Annotated in this window: 18 protein-coding genes and 1 pseudogene; 5 read left to right on the plus strand and 14 right to left on the minus strand. The window is 58.2% G+C overall.

Annotated features, from left to right (window positions below; genetic code table 11):
• The 4 genes from AC0L26_RS31365 to AC0L26_RS31380 all read left to right on the plus strand — a co-directional run.
• A partial coding sequence (locus AC0L26_RS31365) for a porin (RefSeq protein ID WP_473636009.1) occupies positions 1-1,146 on the plus strand: 1,146 nt, incomplete at its 5' end.
• Between the two features lie 610 nt (positions 1,147-1,756).
• Positions 1,757-2,050, plus strand: a complete 294-nt coding sequence (locus AC0L26_RS31370) for a hypothetical protein (RefSeq protein WP_473636010.1) — start codon at positions 1,757-1,759, stop codon at positions 2,048-2,050.
• A 29-nt stretch (positions 2,051-2,079) separates the two neighbouring features.
• Complete coding sequence (locus tag AC0L26_RS31375; RefSeq protein WP_473564855.1) at positions 2,080-2,832, plus strand: carbonic anhydrase; 753 nt, start codon at positions 2,080-2,082, stop codon at positions 2,830-2,832.
• Positions 2,833-3,013: 181 nt separating this feature from the next.
• On the plus strand, positions 3,014-5,548 hold the full coding sequence (locus tag AC0L26_RS31380) for a two-component system VirA-like sensor kinase (protein WP_473636011.1): 2,535 nt from the start codon (positions 3,014-3,016) through the stop codon (positions 5,546-5,548).
• A 111-nt stretch (positions 5,549-5,659) separates the two neighbouring features.
• Here AC0L26_RS31380 and virB11 read toward each other — a convergent pair whose 3' ends face one another.
• The 12 genes from virB11 to AC0L26_RS31440 all read right to left on the minus strand — a co-directional run bounded on the left by virB11 (position 5,660) and on the right by AC0L26_RS31440 (position 15,379).
• Positions 5,660-6,700, minus strand: coding sequence for a P-type DNA transfer ATPase VirB11 (gene virB11 / locus AC0L26_RS31385; RefSeq protein ID WP_473603604.1), 1,041 nt, complete (start codon positions 6,698-6,700; stop codon positions 5,660-5,662).
• Positions 6,684-7,826, minus strand: coding sequence for a type IV secretion system protein VirB10 (virB10, locus tag AC0L26_RS31390; protein WP_473636012.1), 1,143 nt, complete (start codon positions 7,824-7,826; stop codon positions 6,684-6,686). Before virB10 ends, virB11 begins: the two co-directional genes overlap by 17 nt.
• Complete coding sequence (locus AC0L26_RS31395) at positions 7,823-8,704, minus strand: TrbG/VirB9 family P-type conjugative transfer protein (protein WP_473564851.1); 882 nt, start codon at positions 8,702-8,704, stop codon at positions 7,823-7,825. The genes virB10 and AC0L26_RS31395 overlap by 4 nt, the downstream gene beginning before the upstream one ends.
• Positions 8,701-9,414, minus strand: a complete 714-nt coding sequence (locus tag AC0L26_RS31400) for a type IV secretion system protein VirB8 (protein WP_473636013.1) — start codon at positions 9,412-9,414, stop codon at positions 8,701-8,703. Before AC0L26_RS31400 ends, AC0L26_RS31395 begins: the two co-directional genes overlap by 4 nt.
• Positions 9,411-9,569: a type IV secretion system lipoprotein VirB7 gene (locus tag AC0L26_RS31405; RefSeq protein ID WP_095814513.1), complete on the minus strand. Its 159-nt coding sequence runs from the start codon at positions 9,567-9,569 to the stop codon at positions 9,411-9,413. Before AC0L26_RS31405 ends, AC0L26_RS31400 begins: the two co-directional genes overlap by 4 nt.
• Before the next feature lie 21 nt (positions 9,570-9,590).
• A complete protein-coding gene (locus AC0L26_RS31410) occupies positions 9,591-10,478 on the minus strand; it encodes a type IV secretion system protein (protein WP_473606714.1) in 888 nt (295 codons plus the stop codon).
• Positions 10,479-10,536: 58 nt separating this feature from the next.
• A complete protein-coding gene (locus tag AC0L26_RS31415) occupies positions 10,537-11,220 on the minus strand; it encodes a TrbJ/VirB5 family protein (RefSeq protein ID WP_473606715.1) in 684 nt (227 codons plus the stop codon).
• 13 nt (positions 11,221-11,233) lie between these two features.
• The gene (gene virB4 / locus AC0L26_RS31420; RefSeq protein WP_473636014.1) at positions 11,234-13,603 is read right to left on the minus strand and encodes a type IV secretion/conjugal transfer ATPase VirB4; all 2,370 of its coding nucleotides are present in this window, start codon (positions 13,601-13,603) and stop codon (positions 11,234-11,236) included.
• A complete protein-coding gene (locus AC0L26_RS31425; protein WP_473564846.1) occupies positions 13,603-13,929 on the minus strand; it encodes a type IV secretion system protein VirB3 in 327 nt (108 codons plus the stop codon). The genes virB4 and AC0L26_RS31425 overlap by 1 nt, the downstream gene beginning before the upstream one ends.
• Positions 13,929-14,234, minus strand: coding sequence for a pilin major subunit VirB2 (gene virB2, locus AC0L26_RS31430; protein ID WP_473458220.1), 306 nt, complete (start codon positions 14,232-14,234; stop codon positions 13,929-13,931). The genes AC0L26_RS31425 and virB2 overlap by 1 nt, the downstream gene beginning before the upstream one ends.
• 75 nt (positions 14,235-14,309) lie before the next feature.
• A complete protein-coding gene (locus tag AC0L26_RS31435) occupies positions 14,310-15,092 on the minus strand; it encodes a type IV secretion system lytic transglycosylase VirB1 (protein ID WP_473606716.1) in 783 nt (260 codons plus the stop codon).
• A 74-nt stretch (positions 15,093-15,166) separates the two neighbouring features.
• Entirely contained in the window at positions 15,167-15,379 is a 213-nt protein-coding gene (locus AC0L26_RS31440; RefSeq protein ID WP_473606718.1) for a hypothetical protein, read from the minus strand.
• Between the two features lie 996 nt (positions 15,380-16,375).
• Between AC0L26_RS31440 and virG the strand changes: the two genes are divergently transcribed.
• On the plus strand, positions 16,376-17,101 hold the full coding sequence (virG, locus tag AC0L26_RS31445; RefSeq protein WP_473458219.1) for a two-component system response regulator VirG: 726 nt from the start codon (positions 16,376-16,378) through the stop codon (positions 17,099-17,101).
• A 42-nt stretch (positions 17,102-17,143) separates the two neighbouring features.
• On the opposite strand, the pseudogene AC0L26_RS31450 reads toward virG, so the two are convergent.
• Together AC0L26_RS31450 and AC0L26_RS31455 are read right to left on the minus strand one after the other, a co-directional pair.
• Positions 17,144-17,647 (minus strand): annotated as a pseudogene (locus AC0L26_RS31450) (IS66 family transposase); the annotation flags it as partial.
• Positions 17,648-17,768: 121 nt separating this feature from the next.
• Positions 17,769-17,986: hypothetical protein (locus AC0L26_RS31455; protein WP_473459564.1), on the minus strand; the 218-nt coding region annotated here is incomplete at its 5' end.

A 17,986-nucleotide genomic window follows, 5' to 3' on the forward strand; every position in this document is an offset into this window, starting at 1 on the left:
GTGAGCAGCCTTCTTCTCGGCTCGGTTGCGGCCCTGACCTCCGTTTCGGGGGCTCGCGCGGCGGACGAAATCTCCGCGTCGGACCGGACCGAACATGTCCACATCTGCGACGTCTACGGTCCCGGCTACTTCCATGTCCCCAACACCGACACCTGCCTGCGCATCGGCGGCTACATTCGATACGACGTCGGCATCGGCGATGTCCGTTCGCATGAGGGGGTAAGAACATCCAGTGCGAGAACCGGGGAGGCTCAGGGCAGTTGGCGAAACAACACGCGTTTCACGTTCAAGACTTGGACGCGCCAGGAAATCGAAATCGGACCACTGAAGACCTATACTGAAAGCCGCCTGAACTTCGGCAACCGCAACCCTTATCCGGGTCCGGACAGTGCTCAGAACCAAGCCTTCAACAGTGGCGCCAAGTTGGCTTCCGCCTGGATCCAGCTTGGTGGTCTCCGAGTCGGGAAGGACGAATCGGCCTTCGACACATTTATCGGATACGCCGGGAACATCCTCAATAACGCACTTGTTCCGTATGGCGACTTCGATACCAACGTGGCTCAGTACTATTTGGATTTCGCCAATGGCTTTTCAGCTCTGGTTTCACTTGAACAAGGGGCGGGTGAGGTCGGTTCTCTCGACAGCCATGTTCCCCACGTCGTCCTAGGCGTGAGACAGACGCAGGCCGGGGGCGCAATCACCGGCGTCATCGCTCGTGACAGCAATTACGACGCTTTGGCCGGCAAGGTCCGCATCGACGTCAATGTCACAGATGACGTGTCGCTATTCGGTATGTTCGGCTACGGCTCCGTTGGCAATCTCAACGACGACCCAACCAAGGCAGTCGCCGCTCATGGTCGCAACTTCTACAAGAATTGGAGCGGCGACTGGGCTTTGTGGATGGGTGCCACTTACACGCTCGACGAGAAAACGTCGTTGAACCTCCAGCTCTCTGGTGATCAGCTCAGGAACTCCGGACTGGCTGCAAACGTCGCCTATATGGCCATTCCAGGTTTCATAGTCACAGCCGAAGTCGACTATGCCCACTACGCCAATCTCACTGCCGTCGGCCGTTCCGGCATGAATCCGACACACGGCAAAGCGGACAGCCTCGGCGGCGTACTGCGATTCCAAAGCTCGTTCTAGAATCTGAATGTCGGGGGTCCGAGTGGTGACCTCGGTGTCCGGCCTTGCGATGTTCAAGACGTCGTCCCGGAAGATCATGCCCGGAATTCCTTGCTGGACTGCATAGCCTGCTCAGCGAGGCTCCCACCGAGCGCTCAGTAATGCCACTCAACAGCTGGTCCGGGACATCTTTCGGCCCATATGAATCCCGGTTGTGCTACCCCCATTACGATGGACTGCTCGATATCTCGAGCTTCGCCGGCACGGCAAGAACGGTAGACAGCTGGACGTTCCCTCCAGGCACTCGTCAAGTTTCCTCAGTGGTTCAGGATCAGCTTTCGGCGGGCGTCTTTGCAACATCAGTACAGTTCACCAAGAACCTGAGTTGCCCATGAACATGGCCGACCACGCAGCGGACCGCCCAGAGGGGCGCAAGCCTCGGGGTCCTGATGTCGCATTCGCCGAGATATGGCGGACACTCCGATGTCAACCGGTGCCCCAGCAGCACCGCAAACTGGGCATCAATGCATCCATGTCGTGGATGTTCATATCGAAGCAATCGATTTTTCTGGCTGTCCAATGATGAATATGAAGCGTCACTTGGCGTGGTGGGCGCCATCGGAGTCGTTGCATGGAATCGCTTGCCCAGTGCGGCCAGGGTGCCGAGGCGATCTTCGGTGGGGGCGACCATCTGATCTGCGACGCAACGGCAATCGGCCGTCGTGGAGACTATGGCTTCGGCCAAGTAGCTGGGACCATCTGCCGGGTGAAAATCACTGCACACCGTATGTGGTGGCGAGCACGGCCGCGGGACTGTCCTTTGTCGGTCAACCCGAAGCAGCGATGGCGGCGGACCGAACTGTTCGGCTGCAAATTGCGAGGACGTCGCCCACAACCTCGACCGCAGTTTCTCGGCCAGCGCTAAATTGAAGTGTTGAGAGGAGCCAAGCCAATATGCACCGTCGTAATCTGATCAAGGGGTTCATTGCGCTGGGTGCGTGTCCTATTTGCGCTGAAGCCGCGCGGGCGGCCAGCACCGAATGGGGATATGCAGGCCCGGTCGGACCCGAACAATGGGGGCAGCTGGACAAGACGAATTTGGTCTGCTCGGCGGGCATGCAGCAATCGCCGGTCGATATCAAGGGCGCGGTCAAAGCGGATATACCCCACATCGCCATAGGCTGGCACAGGGGTGGCGGCAGGATGATTAACAACGGCCACACCATTCAAACGAACCTGCCGCAAGGCAGCACGCTCACTCGGGGGGATCGTGTCTATGAGCTGCTACAGTTCCACTTCCATGCGCCAAGCGAGCACCACGTCGCAGGCAAGACTTTCCCGATGGAAGCGCATTTTGTCCATAAGGACCGCAACAGCGATACTCTGGGTGTGCTGGGCGTGTTTCTGACGCCAGGCGCGACAAATGCCAGTTTTGCCAGGCTTGCTGCAGCATTTCCAGCAACGTCGGGCGAAGAGGCAGCGGTCGACAATGTTGACCCGAACGGGCTTCTGCCGGCTTCGCTTGGCTACTGGACATATGAAGGATCCTTGACATCACCACCATGCACGGAAAACGTCGACTGGATGGTGGCGACGGAACCGGTTGAGGTCGACCCAGCAGACATGGAGCGATTTACCTCGCTATATCCCCGGAACGCGCGCCCTATCCGTTCACCCAATCGGCGCTTCATCCTGGGCCTCAGCTGAGGGCCCCTGAAGCCGCGAAGGGGCGAAGCACCGCCTGCGCGTTGTATTCATCTGCTTCCAAGACCGCAACGATGTGCTCCGCATCGCGGGGGTCCTTTGGACGCTCATTCCCGTTCTGGAAGCGGCTCAAAACCAAGTTTGGCAACGGTGTTGAACCGTCCTCATAAGGGGAGAGGTAGGCGTGGCTTTCTTATTCCAGCAGCATCCGGCCGCCTACCGAATCCGTGGCGAGCTGGACTGCGGGTTGGACCTTCGCAAGGCGTGCACCGCGCATCAAACGCCGTTTCCTTGGGAAACACGGCTCAGTTCCGACAAAGCAATTGTAATCGCCCTAGCCGCCTCGACTGCGCTCTTGGTCGGGACGCAGGGGCAGCCTCCGCAGATCAACGACGCGATCCTAAGTCAACTGCGAACGATTCAGATCAACGATGCATTACTCCGGCGCGACGTCGCTCGCGCCCGGACGGATATGGTCTTGGACTCCCGGTCGGTTTCTTCTACCGGACAGGCATTGCAAAGGAATCGTGAAAACTTCCAACGCCCTCCCGAGGTCTCGCCCGATGAGAGCTCCGGGCAATCCAGATTGCGCGCGCAGCTCATAAAGTCGATCGAAAACAAAGAGGCTGCCGTCTCAGCCTTGGTCAAGCAAGATCAGCTTGTGCAAAACTTTCTTGCAGATCTTGCTCGCTCGCTTGGTCGCCTTGGGGGGGCATCGTCGCGCAGGGTTGCACTGTCTAAGCTGATCGCGTTTTCGGCCGAACCGGGGCTCACCCTTGCATCACAGATGGATCAGCCTCCCGACCGATTTGCTCCGAGCCAGGCCCGGGCTGCCGCGGATGCTTTGGGCATTTTCCGCAGTCTCCTGTCTTGTTTATGGAGGTTGGACCAAGCTGCCAATCAGATCGCATCCCTCGACACGTCCTCCAGGGCCGCCGAACTGGAGCGAGAGCATCTGAAAGGCTACAACTTGGCCAGCGCGCAAGCGCAGCGTACGCGATTTTCCTTTGGCTTGCTGTCCATATGCCTCTGCTTGTTTGCGATCATTCGTTCCTCCAGGCAGCATCTGCGGATGAACCGGCTGAAAAGGCGGTTGCAGCTTGAAGAGGCAATGCGTGAGATCGAATCTCGCTTTAACGATAGCAAAGCAAAGAACGCCGCGGCGCGCTTTTCCACCGAAGCAGCGCTTAGAGTCATGCAACGCGTTTTCGATGCGCATCAATGCGCGCTTGCTCTGGTGGATCCGAGTCTCAGCAGGCAGACTGAGTGCTTTGTGGCGAACACGGGCATACCCGTCTGGAACGTGGCGCTTATTGAGGAAGTCGTTTCACTTGTCCGTGCCGGACGACCAGTGTTTCGCGTCGTTTCGGCGGCGGAAATGGTTCGGACCGCCCTAGGTACTTCCGGTGTTTGTCAAATTGTTGCTTGCAGGGCCTCCGATCAGCAGGCTGTGGTTTGCATCCTTGTTTTTGAACGAGATCGCTCACTCCCCTCAGCAGACGACCTGCGGGTTCTTGCCAGTGCCATTGTGCGTTTGAGCAACCATCTTGAAATGCAACGTGTAAATACCGAACGCGACCTTCTGGTGAGTCGATGGGAGCATGTGGAAAGGCTGAGGACCGTCGGCACGATCGCAAGCGGCGCCACACATGAGTTCAACAATATTTTAGGCGCGATAATCGGATATTCAGAAATTGCCCAAGGTCTGGTGCGTCGCCCCTCCAGAATTCGGAACCACATCGACCAAATCATCTTAGCTGGACACCGAGCCAAGCTGATCGTTGACCAGATCTTGTCGCTCAGCCGAAACCGAAAGCGCGTTGCAGTGCCTTTCAACGTCTCCGAAATTGTCATGGATCTCGCGTCATTGCTGCGGGTTACAGTTCGTGCGGATGTTCAGTTGAACTTCAAGATCAACAAGTGGCAAACGATGGTCGAGGGCAGCCCAACCGAGATGCAGCAGATCCTCATGAATCTGTGCAAGAACGCGTCGGAGGCTGTCTTGAACGAGGGCCGTGTCGAGGTTAGCGTTTCCCGCGCTCAGGTGTGCCAAATCAAGCCGCTGGCTCAGGGCACCTTGAGACCTGGAGATTACGTTCTCCTCTCCATCAGCGACGATGGCCCAGGAATCGCAAGTTCGATACTTCCGCATGTCTTTGAGCCCTTCTTTACCACGCGCTCTCTCGTCGGCGGGACCGGGCTGGGTCTTGCTGCGGTTGACAGGCACGTGAGCGCGCTCGGAGGATGCCTTGACGTCACCTCGGCTGTTGGCCAAGGGACGCGGTTTGACATCTACTTACCGGCCTGCGAGGAGAAGCCAGTCAGCGCTGACATCGCTTTCGGTCCATACGACGGGTCACTTGGCAACGGAGAAATCATTGCAGTCGTGGAGCCCGATCCAGCAGAGTTGGAGATCTACAAGGACAAGATCGCCGCGCTGGGTTATAAGCCCGTCGGCTTCGCGACCTTCGAAAGTCTTTGCGGCTGGACCGAGAGCGGGAAGGCAGCCGACCTGCTGATCTTGGGTAAAATGCCTTTCCTGGAGCGAGGACAGGCCGAATCCGTATGCCCCACCCTGATGACGGTGCCTGTCATAGTCGTGGGCGAAATCGACCCCATGCCGGTCACATCTGCCAATCAGGCCTTCGTCCTTTGGCTAGCGAAGCCGGTTTCGTCCCGGACAATGCAGCATGCGGTTCGTACAATGATGATGGCATGATCCCGCCGACTCGATCGGGCTACCCAAGCAATCCGAGAAGACCGTCAAAAGGGCATTGGAGCAGAACAATGACGCGTCACATCACCGACTTATCGATCCCGAGACGTTTCCTTAGTGCTTATTGAGAAGGTCGGCTACGGTCTCTCCCCGTCGCCGGGCATCGGCGGCGAGCCATACCTCTCCCACCTCATACACGTCGCCTTGGGTACGGAACGGTACGATGACGTCAATGGCAGCCGACAGCATGTCAAGAAGCGTGCGGTCTTCCACAGCGGCTCCTTGCGCGCTGCTCTTGACGAGTGAAAAGAGCTTTTTGAAACCTTGGACCGGATCAGCCCCATGAATCGTTGATATCGATCCTGCATGGCCGGAGACGACTTCACTAAGGTAGGCCCAAGCGGCATCATCGCGCATCTCGCCAAGCAATATTCGATCAGGGCGCATGCGCAAGCTGGCTTGCAACAGTTGCTCGGCCGTCACTGTACCTGCGCCTGCCCGGTCCTTTGGATAGAGTAAGCGGACATGGTTCTCGTGCGGGATTGCAAGTTCGAGCGTGTCCTCGATGCTGATCAACCTCTCATGCGGGGGTATAGCGTTGATCAAAGTCTTGCTCATTGTCGTTTTGCCGCTTCCAGTTGGTCCGCAAAGCAGCATCGTGAGCCGCCCGCAGACGCAGGCTCGCAAAAATTCCTCCAGGTCGCCATGGTCGTAGTGCTGAAGAATCGTTTCGTCCTGCCGCTCTTGGCGCTCTTTTCGTGAGCGCCATTGATTCCAACGCGAGTATTCGTAGCGAGAAGAAACTTCCTTGAGTTCGGTCACACGACTTGAGGGACGCCGTATCGTCAGGCTTATTGTTCCTGAGGGTACAGCGGGCGGCAAACAGATCTGCAGCCGCTCTCCGTTCGGCAACTCAGTCGCACAGAGGGGGCTTTGGGGTCCGACATCTTGCTTGCGCAGCGCTCCGGCGAGGATCGCGATGTCCTCCAGATCATCATAAGACAGTGGCAGCGCGTGTTTCGTGAACACGCCGGCCTGTCGGACAAAGGCTTCCCCAGGCCGGTTGATGGCGACCTCTTCGGTCCTTGGCTCCTCAAGCCATTTCAGAACGGGCTCGAGAAGCAAACGCAATTGAGGATCAGCCTCCGATTGCATTGTTGTCTCTCCGGCGTTCGCGATGTTGGGGGGACGGCGCCACGGCAGTCGCTCTAAGATCGTATACATCGGAGAAGTCGAGGTCCCGAGCCACAAAGATGGATACGGCGTCTCCCTGATTTTTCTTCAAGGTTGGGGGAAGGTTGATCGTCGCTCTCAATGTCGTCTCGACGGCTTGTCCACCATTGCTCTGGAAGCTGTTGATGCCGCTTCCTCCGCCAGAGCTGGCCGCATATTGACCAGCCGCCTGAAACGCGCCTTGGATGACACTCATGAGGATCGCTCCGCCAAAGCGTTCCCGGAAGTGATTGTCCACCGTGCCAGGCATTCCGGAGCGGCCGAGCTCGTCAGCGCCCGGCGATGCTATCGAAACGAGGGCATGGTCAGGTGTTTCGATGCGCGTCCACAGCACGAAGACACGCGCATCCCCCTGCTGGAGACCGTGCTGGATCTCGCCAATCACGGTCGTCCCGCGATCCAAGAGCACGACATTGTTGGTGGCGCCGCGGACGGCTTTAGGTAAGACGCACTTCACATAGCCGGGTAAATTTGTGTCGACCGCCGTTTGCAAAATGCATGGAATGATCGTTCCTTGAGTAATCACGAGATCAGGGTGCGGCAAAAGTGTGGCCCGGCTCGGCTCCTGTATATCTGGCTTCAATCGGCCTGACAGATCGCCACCGCTTGAAATCTCATCCGGTGTCGTGGGAGCATCCTTATGGTCGTCTTCGCTCCGCTGACCGTCATTGGGCATTTGACTGCTGCTACTGTAGGCGAAAATTGGTGTTTCCTCTGGCGGCGCATCAGCTGGCGCCGTTGGGGGCGGCGTGGATGGCGCAGGATCTGCCGCCTGCGCCGCCTCTGCCGGTGCTGGAGGTTCTGGAGCAACCTCGATTGGCACGGGACGGAATGGCTCGGCGTTGGCGACAATTGGCGGTTTTGGCTGAGATGGTTCGTCTTGTGTGCTGGAACGACCTCCGAGCCAGATGAGCGATAGAGACGAGATCAGAACAAGAGCAGCGACGACCAACTTCTGTGATCCCGAAACATGCCGGCGGGCCGGCTCCGAGACCATCGATCCGGATGCATGGACATCATGTCCCGCCTGCGGGCCGGTTTCATTCATCGTCCCGAGCCTTTCAAAACGCGCCACACGTCGGGTGTCACTGTACCGGTCCCTGGCGCTCGTCCCACAGGGTCATAAGCCCTGTTGAAAATGGACAAGACCGTGTTGCCATCTCTCAGACGCCATTCCCGGGCGACGGCGGATACTTCAACATAGTCGCCTTTGACCGTGTAATTGGCAGCGGCTTCCTTGCCGTCGGGATTGATAATGTACAGGGAGGGTATGCGGGAATTGCTTGCGAAGCCAAATACGGTCGTAAAGCCATTATCGAAAACTTCCAGCGGCGCCAGCGATCGATCGCCCTTTGCGACATAGTGAAAATTGCTTTCGTCTGGACTGGCAGTTGCGGCGGGCCGATTCAACAAATCCTGAACTCTCTCGTCTTGCAGCACTTTCGCCCGGGCTCGGCCAAGACTCCAGCGCCTTTCTGCTTCCTTTCTCTGAGCAGCAGCCTCATCAGCAGGATAGGTGAACTGCACGCTGTAGTATAGGTCTGGTTGCTGCTCATCGAGTTTTGGCATCTCTTTTGTTGAAATACTGAAGACGTATCTGCGTGTACCGGACTCGCTCTCGGCCAGCACGACGACCGGCTGCGGCGACAGCATCCGGCTAGCCTTGAAAAAGAGATAATTGGCGCGCGGGAGCGCAGCCAGGTCCTTGCTATTGGAAACGGCCACGGCTGCGACGGTCTCGTTGGCCGCGAATGTGACAACCAGCGTTGCCCCAACTGCGGTCGATAGGCGCACCACTTCGTCGGGACGGTAAGCCAGGTAGCGCATCCGCGCATCATGCTTGCCGGCAAGCGGCGTGTCTTCGGCGCACGCTTCCATCGTTAGGAAGAGTGAACAGGCCAGCGCCAGAAATGCTCTTTTTGTCATGGCTGCACGTCGCCCAGATTCGATACGGTATCTTCCGAGGTTTGATAGGAGGTGACGAGTAGACCTCCCGGATTGGTGAGCCTCGATTGCCCAGGCAGACCCGTCAAGCGCTCGTAGCGGATGGTAGCTGTCCAGGAGGTCACTATCGGTGTCTGCCCATCGACAACAAGCGTACGTTTGTATCGGATCTGCTGAACGTCGGGACTGATGTCGTTTGATGAAATATGCCCGACCTCGAGCTTGCCGCGCTTGCCAACCGTGACCTGCGGCGAGGTGGGATTGGGATAGTTGAAGAAATCTTGATATTGCTGTTGCACAGCCGGTGCGCTGAAACTGGATACGAGGTCATAGGCGTATTGGGCTGTATCTGCCGTGTAGCCCTCGCGCAGGCGTACATATTCCCACAGCGAAGCGTTTATGACGGCTCGGTCTTGAGTTGCGGGCAGTCGAGAGATTGACACTTCGCTGTCAACGGTCCCGTCCGGCCGCACCCAGAGGAACACAGGTACGAGCTTGGCCAACGGGACCATGGCAGCGATGGTAAATGCCTGGGCAACATTTCCTAGGACCGCCACTGCCGCAAAGGCTACAAGGGCCTTTGACAGGCGCCGCGCAGACTTCGCTCGCGAAGTTTGAAACGCTTCCACCTTCTTGTAGTGGGCGGCTAGCGTTTCTCTCTCCACCAGAAGAGCATGTTCAGGAAATTTCACTTGGGCTCTTCCGCGCACTCGACCTGAAGATCCTCAGGAGTGGTTTCCCATTGTCCGGCGTTCAGTTGGAATGGCGTACCCGTGCAGGTCGCAAGCCGATCGGTTGTCTTGCAGGCCGCCAAAGCGAGGATTGACAACAGTAGATAGCGTTTCATGTTTTTGGCACCGGTTATTGATTAATGACGCGCCGTTTTGGCAAAGTAGCGGTTGAGATTGTTCAGAGATCGGTTCTCGCCTGCCCAAGAGCCGCCGGCGATGCTGCTGGCGATCGTCGGAAGCGCGATGATCAGAGCGTCGCCAGCCAGGAAGAGCATGTCGAGCTCGTAAAGCCCGATGATCTTGGCTGCTGTCGTGGACGACATTTTGATCATGATAATCATGCCCCCCAGCGCGACTGCTTCGGCAGCGATAACTATCGTTGCAACGATGTTGAGGAGGAGAAGCAGCAGCCCGTACGAGAGCAGTTGGCCGATCCATCTGGTGGCCATGTCTCGCGTGTGATCGAAAAGATAGCCTACAAGGACCAAAGGGCCGATCGTCAAGAGCACCTTCGTCAGAATTCCCACGGCATCGTAGATCTCGAACGCTGTCCACATCGAGCCGTAGAAAATCCATTGCGCTCCCTCGAACGCAAGTATGTCCTGGCCGTTCATAGGCCCAATTTCGGAAGCAATCATCTGAAACGCAAACTGGCTTGAAGCAAACATCAAGTCGAGCTTCCCGGGAATATCGACGAATGGCAAGTCGCTGCTACTTATCTGGTGAGCAAACCTAGGAATCGTGTCGTCGAAGAACGCTTCAATGTAATGCTGGTAGTTGGACTGGTCTAAGATAAGGGCAACGACAATCGACACCATGATTACGCGCGAGATACCCCCGCGCGCATCGACTTGACCACGCATGACCAGACAGCCTTGGATTATTATCCAAAGCGTCACACACGCAACCAGAGGCGCGCTGACCGCCTCTTGGATTTTTTCAAGCACGTTGTGCAGCCCTGACGTAAAGGCCACATCAAAGATCGTGTGTATGGCCGTGAATGGCGCGGGAATCCTGAAAGTCATGGCCTGAGCCTGATTTGTCCCTGATCAGCGCAGCTGAGCCGGATGAACTCTGCGTGGTTCACGGGAGGCTGCCGAACATTTTGGCGGTGTCCCGGCGTTCGCGACGCTGCGTGGCAGCCTCCTCCGCGGCGTGAAGGCTCGCTTGTGCAGTGGCCATCGTCAGCAGACTCGTGGCCTGGACATTCTGAATGATCGCATCGTGAATCTGCTTGAGGACCAGACCGTTGGTCACTGTGGCCTGCACGATATTTCCCGAGCGGGAAAGCTGACCAAGCGTGTCGGCGTTATTCTTAAGGCGCCTGTCCATTACGCCCATAGTGTCGGCTGCGAGAGCTGCGGTATTGGCGGCACCAGAGATCTGTGCCTTTAACAGTTCCGCTTCTGCATCGGAGCCGGTGACTGTCCGATTTGAGTCCCCCGCAATGTTCCACGCCATGGTCGAAGCTGGCTTCCCACCATCAAACATCTGCTCCTCCAGCCTATTGCTGGATGGGTAGTGATTTCCTTGGTTGAGTGCGCCCAACAGTCCCGTGACAGCAAATGACGACGTCAGCATATCCACCATTTCGATCGTAGCAGCGAGCGTTTGGGCTGACTTTATAAGGATCGCCGCAGTGGAACCCGCTGTTAAGGCCGATTGTGCTTCCGTTAGCGGATCGCTGACAATAAATTGCGACCGGGCCTGTGTGCCAAGCAGAAAGGAAGCAGCGAGCGCCGTCGCTGCAATCTTGGCAAATCTCATGAATAGTCCTCCGTCAGTCTTGAACTTCGTGGTAACGAGCCATGAACTCGTCGAGCCACGCACTTGGGGCATCTCCGTGCTGGTCACGAAGCTGGTCGGCAAAGCGCACGGTATTGGCACGCCCCGAGAGTACGGCTACATGCTCGCGCATCTGGCCGAGATCGAATTCGCAAACAACACTCCCGCTGTCGCGCTTGAGCAAAAACTTGCGGCTGCCAATTGCCATTCCCTGGCGGATTGCCTCGAACTCCTGCGTGGTGCACTTCAAGCCATCGACATACGCAACCCGGTCCGCCGTCGGTGATGGGTAGAAAATCTTCGTCATGCATTGCGCAACGAGACTGGCTCCGAGCGGCGATTCAAGCACGTGTTCAGGCTGCTGCGTTGCGAGTATCAACATCCCATTATTCTTGCGGACGGTAAGCAAGAACTTGTCGATAACAGCCGAGAACTGGGGGTTGAGCAGATAGAAGCGAAATTCGTCGCAGCTCATGACGAACCGACGGCCATCGACAACAGCGCCCACGCGGTGCAGAAGATATGCGGCGGCCGGCGCGCAGACCTCCTCAAATTCCAGGAGCTGCGTCATGTCGAAGCCGGTAATGGAGGCATCCAGCTTTACTTCATCGACATCGCCGTCAAAGGCCCATCCAAGCGCATTCCCTCGACACCAGCGCTGCAGCCGTGCTCCTGCGCCCTCGGAGGGGCCGTGCAGCAGGAATTCGCGCAGGCCCGCAATTGAGCGCATGACGGGTTCGAACGAAAGTTGACGAACAATGCCACGCTCCAGTCGACGGCTTTCCTCCGGCGAGATCGGGCCACGACCGTCACTCTCGATCAGGGCCATCAACCACTCGCGCAGAAAGTCCAGCGAGGCGGAGGTGTTGTCCAGTCCACGCAGAGGGGCCAAGCCGCTCGGAGCGCCTCTGCGCAACGCTAGATATGTCCCTCCGGTGGCTCGCACCAGCAGTTCACCACCCCGGTCCTTGTCGAAAAAGACGATCGCACCATCGCGATCCACCACGCTTTGCTCAAGCATCGCGAGGATAAACGTCATCAGCGTCGTCTTGCCTTTGCCGACGGGTCCGAATATCGCCGTCATACCGACGTCATTCTCATGCGGGATGTAGTCGAAACAAGTTCCACCGCTCGTGCGAAAGCGCGCAACAGCTTTGCCCCAGTGGCCGGAAGTGGAACCACTTGGAAAATTCTCAAAAGAGACAAGCCCGGCAAAATTGTGCGAGGTGATCGCCCCGGGGCGCGTGCGCCACTTCTTGTTCCCCGGAAGTTGGGACCAGTACGCGGCCTCCATGCCGATACCCTCTTGGACAATAACGGCGCCAGTGTCGGCCAGCCTTGCGCGGGCATTTGCTGCGCGATCTCCAAGGCTGTTGAGGCTTTCGGCATAGACGCACAGGCTCAAATGATGTGAACCCATGACGAACTCGTTACTTGCCAGTGCGTCCTCTGCTTCGGCAAGTTCATTGATTTGGGTGAGAGCCTTGTCGCCGGCGCTCGTCATCTGGCTGGACTTAAGGCTGAGCTTCGCATGAGCTTGTGGCCGAGTGAGGAAGGAAAAGCTCTGGCTGAGCACAAGCGGGAAGTTGGCGGACAGCAACGGATTTAGCATTCCTGGCCGCGTCGTCGCCGGATACTCACGCAACGAAAACAATGATCCCACGGAGCTATCCCCGGGTCTTCGAATCTCAAGCGCCCGCTTTCCGCAGATGACTTGGTCAGTGTAGATCGAAGCGCCAAGTGAGCCGGTAACCATCGGAACCGGGAGAAACCGGCAAGTCATGATCAGCCGAAGCGCCTCACCGATTTCCGTGAAGAGCACGTCGCCTTTCTCACGAACACCCAACCGGCGCAGACCGTAACCGCCGAGTGACCCAGCAATGATCTGCCAGAGGTCCTCCAGGGTTCGTATTTGTGCGGCCAGATCGTTGTCATTGCGCCTGGGGGATTTGGCAATGCGCCAGCCGATCTTGCCGATTGCGGTGCGAGGGAACACGATGACAGTGAGGAAGTGATCGTTGCGAAACAGCTTGCCCGACAGCACCCGGCTCTCATAGGCCTCGCTCAGACTGCCAGCGAATGAACTTTGAAACTGGCGCGATGCCGGCTCCGGCACATCGTTGTTTCGCACAAGATGAGCGTACAGCGTGACGTTGTCATCGGCGATGTTGCGCAAGAGCGTGTTGAACGCGCGGCAGCGCGAGTTGCGCATCTCAGCGTCTTCCAAATCGAACGGCTGCCCGTTCACATGTGCCATGGCCATGATCGATCCGTCTTCCAGAAGGACAACCTCATCGCTTAGATGACCGACATACGGAAGATAGATCTCGCCAGATCTCTCGGTCCGGCCACTGGCGCCAAACATTACACCATTCCTCTTCCGCGTTTCGGCACTCTGATCGGATTGGCGCTGACGCTCGCGCCGCCCCAGACCGGCCCGTCCACGCTTCTGCCGGCGGTCTGCAAATAGAGGAACGCGACGCTTGCGGCGTTATAGTCACGCTCAACAATCAGCCGTGCTCCGAACCACAGTGGCACGAGCACGACTTCATAAAGTGGGTTCTTAAGGATGATGATGACGAGCCCCGCCAACATCATAAGCGCTCCGGCCAGCGTCAGCGGCACCCCCAGAAAAAGGGCGGGGCGTGTCGCCGCCACATAGAGGGTGCTCACTTCCAACCGGTCGCTCATCAGCCGCCGCCTATGAGCGCCTTGCCCAGGAAGCTGGCGCCAAACATGATGACGATTCCTCCAACCACGCCCGCAACGAGGCCAAGTGAAGCACGACCGAACATCCAGGAGATGCCGATGGCCACGAGTCCGAGCACAGCCAGCGATTGTCCGAAGGGGCCAAGGATGAAGGTGCAGATATTCTGGACCATCGTGGCAGGATCCGTCCCTCCGGTCACCTGGGCCGCGGCTGGCCCGCTGGAGAAGACCGTCCACGCGACGCCCGCAGCAGCGGCCGGTACATATTCAGCCGCCATGCGCAACATGGAAAAAGGCGAAGGAACACGCGTTTTAAGCGCACGAAGTATTTTGAGTGGCTTCATCATTGTATCTCCATGATTTCAATCGAATACGAGTTTGTTCGGGTTCGAGGGTTCCCGCTCTTCCGCAGCCTGGCTGCCTGTCGGACCGGAGGGATCGGCCCTGGAGCGGTTTGGCTGATAGGAGCCCCAGATGTCCCACGAATTTTGGTTGGGCTGCTTTCTAGTGGCCTGTTGGCTCTGTTGGAGCAGAGGCGGCACGGCCTTGCGACCGGGCGCCTCAAGATGTGGCGCATCGCGAGCGGTCGACTCCAGCGTTGGCTCAAGGTGACTTGAGATGTCCTTTGCGGCCGACTCGACCTTGCGTACATAACCGTTGGCGAAGCCACGCGTTACGTCGCCCGTGTTATAGGCCGAGATGGCACGGCGAAGCGCCAGTTGCTGCGCCGGAGCAGTCGCGCCGCCGGCATACCGGCTTTCAAGCAAGTGGGCGGCAGCCGAAAGGGAGGCGCAGGGCTCGAAAGCCTTTTCCGGCGTGAGACTTAGCGTGGGAAAGTTCTTGCTGTTTATCTGCATCAATCCAACATCGACAGAATGTTGTGCTTCGAGTCGCTTCTTGATGCCCCGCGTCGCTTCCAGGTGGTCTATCCAGCGAAGCTGCTCGCCTGTGGTGTTGTCATGAGCCACCAGCGTTTCAAAGCCACTTTCAATCTTGGCAATCGCGGCTAGGGTGGACGGCGCAACCCAGGGAGCGCATTTGCGCGATAGGCTGCGGAACTCACGGGGCGAAAGTGGCGCGGGCTCGGCTGGGAGCGACATGGATGTCAACAGGACAATGGCCAGCGGCCAAACTGCAATAAACATTTCCTATCACCTACCTTTCCAAGCCGCCGTGCGGGCTCTGGCCCTGTCCGGCACGCGCTTATCGGGGAGGTTTGTTACTGTGTGATGTTCAAGTTCAGCTTTTCGGCTTCAACTGAAACAAAGAGCTTGTTGGTGTCAGCGTGGGTGAGCATTTCGCGCATGCGCGGGGTGGCCCGGGTCCGATCAGCCGGCGACATCCAAAGCATTTTGATACGATGAGTCGTGTGCGGATTGCCCGTCCCGGTCGTCCGTTGCTCCTGGACCGTAAGCCGCGGCTTCGGCGTCATGGATGATGGATCTTCTGCGGACGCCTGGTCAAAGGCAAGATGGAAGCTCGGCGGGTTGTCCAGACTGCGCGTGCCGTGGGCCAGTCGAACGGGAGACCGACGAAGGCGCCAAGCTGCCCAAAAGTTGCCGTATGCTGCCATTTGCTTTGAGAAGCAGCCATGCGCGGCCCTACACGGTCAGGTACATCGACACCGCGAGCTCGTCCGCGAAGCTGGCTCGAAGGCGCAAATCCGCGGCGCAAGGGTCAACTGGAAGACATCGCGGCACAGCGCAGCCTGGTGCGAGCCTGGTTCAGCTGTTCGGCCGGCCGCCAACAGAGGATTATGTACAGTTCCATCTGCACAAGACCGCACGCCATCGGCGGCGTCCGACGGCGCAATCGGTAAGCATAGTGACTGGCTCAAAGGGAGTGTGTGCATTCAACTGAGAAATGTTAACTCGGACAGTAGCCGCAACCGGACTGCCGGGCGCCCGAACCAGGGTTTGGCGCGGCCGGCCACCTCGAAAGAACCCGCTTGGCAGGAGACTATTCCATTCGCCCAAGGCCAATGTAGCGACACGGCCGTTCTTGCGCCCACCGCCTTTGCAATCAATCAAACGCCGCGCTGCTCCACTGCGTCCGAGCCGGACGCACGAGCGGCAGGATTTCGAGATCCAGCTCCGCACGTGCCAGAAACGCGACGAAGCAACGACGTGGCAGGCAACTGGGCGTCCGTGCGGTCGAAGTCCAGTGGTTTGACAGGCCTGCATTCGACCTCGAATCGATAAAGCGAATGAGGCCATGGCAGGGTCATGCCGGCGCTTGGATCCGTCTGGTCGCCACGGGCTGCTTGGTGCGGTCAATTGGCTGTGGATGAAAAGACCAGGACGAGCAACGGCCTCACATTGGCCGCACGCCACGGCGAGTGGTAAGCAAGGGACAGCTGTTCTGCATCGGTACCCCAGGGTTGCTCGGCAACAGCTTTAGACAGGGATTCAAAATTGAAGGTGAGCCGTTGAAACATGTTCTTGTCATTGACGATGATGCCGCAATGCGACGCCTCATCGCCGAGTATCTCAGGATGCATGCCTTGAAGGTGACCGCAGTCAACGATAGCAAGCAGTTTAACTACGTTCTATCCCATGAGCCTGTCGACCTCGTGGTGGTTGACCTCAATCTAGGCCGGGAGGATGGACTTGCGATCGTCCGCAATCTGGCGACAAAATCAGACTTACCCATCATAGTGATCAGCGGCGACCGGCTTGATGAGGCGGAAAAAGTCGTTGCACTGGAGCTCGGAGCAACTGATTTCATTCCCAAGCCTTTCGGGCTGCGCGAGTTTCTGGCCCGCATTCGCGTAGCGCTACGCCAGCGCCTTGCCAGTCCGCGAACGAAAGATCATCGCTCGTTCCGGTTTGGAGCCTGGAAGCTCAGCGTCAAGCAGCGGCGGCTGATCTGTGCAGAGCGTGGCGAGGTCAAGCTTACCGCATGTGAGTTCAATCTCTTGATCGCGTTCCTGGAGAACCCCCGCAGCGTACTATCCAGAGAACGGCTTTTGCTCGCGAGCCGTGTGCGTGGAGAGGAGGTCTACGATCGAAGTATCGATGTCCTGATCTTGCGCTTGCGCCGAAAGCTCGAGGCTGATGCGGCCAATCCTCGCCTGGTCAAGACGTGTCGTGGTGCGGGGTACTTCTTCAACGCTGACGTTGACGTCAGCTACGGAGGTAGTTTGGCCGCGTGACAGGAGCTAGCAGACGAGGCTGATCAAGCGAAAGCAGCGTTCTCAGGCCACAGGCTTCAGCTCGGGCGCCCGGGTGTAGGCAGGCGCAGGTCGTGGATCTGGCTGCTTGGATGGCTGTCGACGATGCTGCTGAGGACGTCGGCGAGATAGCCGAGTGGCTCGACACGATTATGCTTGCGGGTTCGATCAGCGATGCATGACTGCCCCAGTGTTCGGCATCGCCGTTCGAGCCAGCGAAGAGCGCGTTCTTGCGGTTGAGCGCGAATCGGACGGATTGAGCGCTGGACGGTGTTGCTGTCGATCTCGATGCGGCCTTCGTTAATGAAGCGCGGAACGCCTTCCCAACGTGAGAGCGCGTATTGACCGGGCGAGCTTGGTCTTGTGATCGATCAGGCCGAGCTTTCGTGCAGCCAAGGTTCAGGCTCGGCGACAATAGCGCGGCTGTTTTCCTGACACGTTGCACATCGGCCGGTCGTCCGCTGATATCGTGCCCGATCCTATAGAGGTCGGCGATCCGTCTCAGCGCGCCTGGCTGGCGATCGGCGCGTTCCAGGCCTACAATCGCCTTCCAATGCCAGCCTGAATCGCGGCGAGAGCTACCAGTCCGGGAATCGCATAGCCTCTCCGTCGCCAAAACAGCTGTTCTGCCCCATCCTGGCCATCGAGCTCAACGCCCCGCGTCGGAGCGCTCTCGGCTTCTGGAGGAAGCCATGAGGTCCGCTCGGGCTTGATCGGAGTCACGCCTGATGGAAGACGTGTTTGCTTCGGTCGCCTGGCGCCCCACGGCGAGGCTTTGCGGATTCTCAGTCCTCTGCCTCTTCGCCGGTCTCAACAGCGCTGTGTAATGTTCGTCGTTGATGATGACGCCCCCGCTGTTCACGCGGT

This window comes from Mesorhizobium sp. WSM4823 (assembly GCF_055811195.1).

Excerpts from the sequence above, each read along its gene's own strand:
- AC0L26_RS31370 (WP_473636010.1), top strand. The coding sequence starts at position 1,757 with ATGGAATCGCTTGCCCAGTGCGGCCAGGGTGCCGAGGCGATCTTCGGT.
- AC0L26_RS31375 (WP_473564855.1), top strand. The coding sequence starts at position 2,080 with ATGCACCGTCGTAATCTGATCAAGGGGTTCATTGCGCTGGGTGCGTGT.
- virB11 (WP_473603604.1), bottom strand. The coding sequence starts at position 6,700 with ATGCAATCGGAGGCTGATCCTCAATTGCGTTTGCTTCTCGAGCCCGTT.
- virB10 (WP_473636012.1), bottom strand. The coding sequence starts at position 7,826 with ATGAATGAAACCGGCCCGCAGGCGGGACATGATGTCCATGCATCCGGA.
- AC0L26_RS31395 (WP_473564851.1), bottom strand. The coding sequence starts at position 8,704 with ATGACAAAAAGAGCATTTCTGGCGCTGGCCTGTTCACTCTTCCTAACG.
- AC0L26_RS31405 (WP_095814513.1), bottom strand. The coding sequence starts at position 9,569 with ATGAAACGCTATCTACTGTTGTCAATCCTCGCTTTGGCGGCCTGCAAG.
- AC0L26_RS31410 (WP_473606714.1), bottom strand. The coding sequence starts at position 10,478 with ATGACTTTCAGGATTCCCGCGCCATTCACGGCCATACACACGATCTTT.
- AC0L26_RS31415 (WP_473606715.1), bottom strand. The coding sequence starts at position 11,220 with ATGAGATTTGCCAAGATTGCAGCGACGGCGCTCGCTGCTTCCTTTCTG.
- virB4 (WP_473636014.1), bottom strand. The coding sequence starts at position 13,603 with ATGTTTGGCGCCAGTGGCCGGACCGAGAGATCTGGCGAGATCTATCTT.
- AC0L26_RS31425 (WP_473564846.1), bottom strand. The coding sequence starts at position 13,929 with ATGAGCGACCGGTTGGAAGTGAGCACCCTCTATGTGGCGGCGACACGC.
- virB2 (WP_473458220.1), bottom strand. The coding sequence starts at position 14,234 with ATGTTGCGCATGGCGGCTGAATATGTACCGGCCGCTGCTGCGGGCGTC.
- AC0L26_RS31435 (WP_473606716.1), bottom strand. The coding sequence starts at position 15,092 with ATGTTTATTGCAGTTTGGCCGCTGGCCATTGTCCTGTTGACATCCATG.
- AC0L26_RS31440 (WP_473606718.1), bottom strand. The coding sequence starts at position 15,379 with ATGACGCCGAAGCCGCGGCTTACGGTCCAGGAGCAACGGACGACCGGG.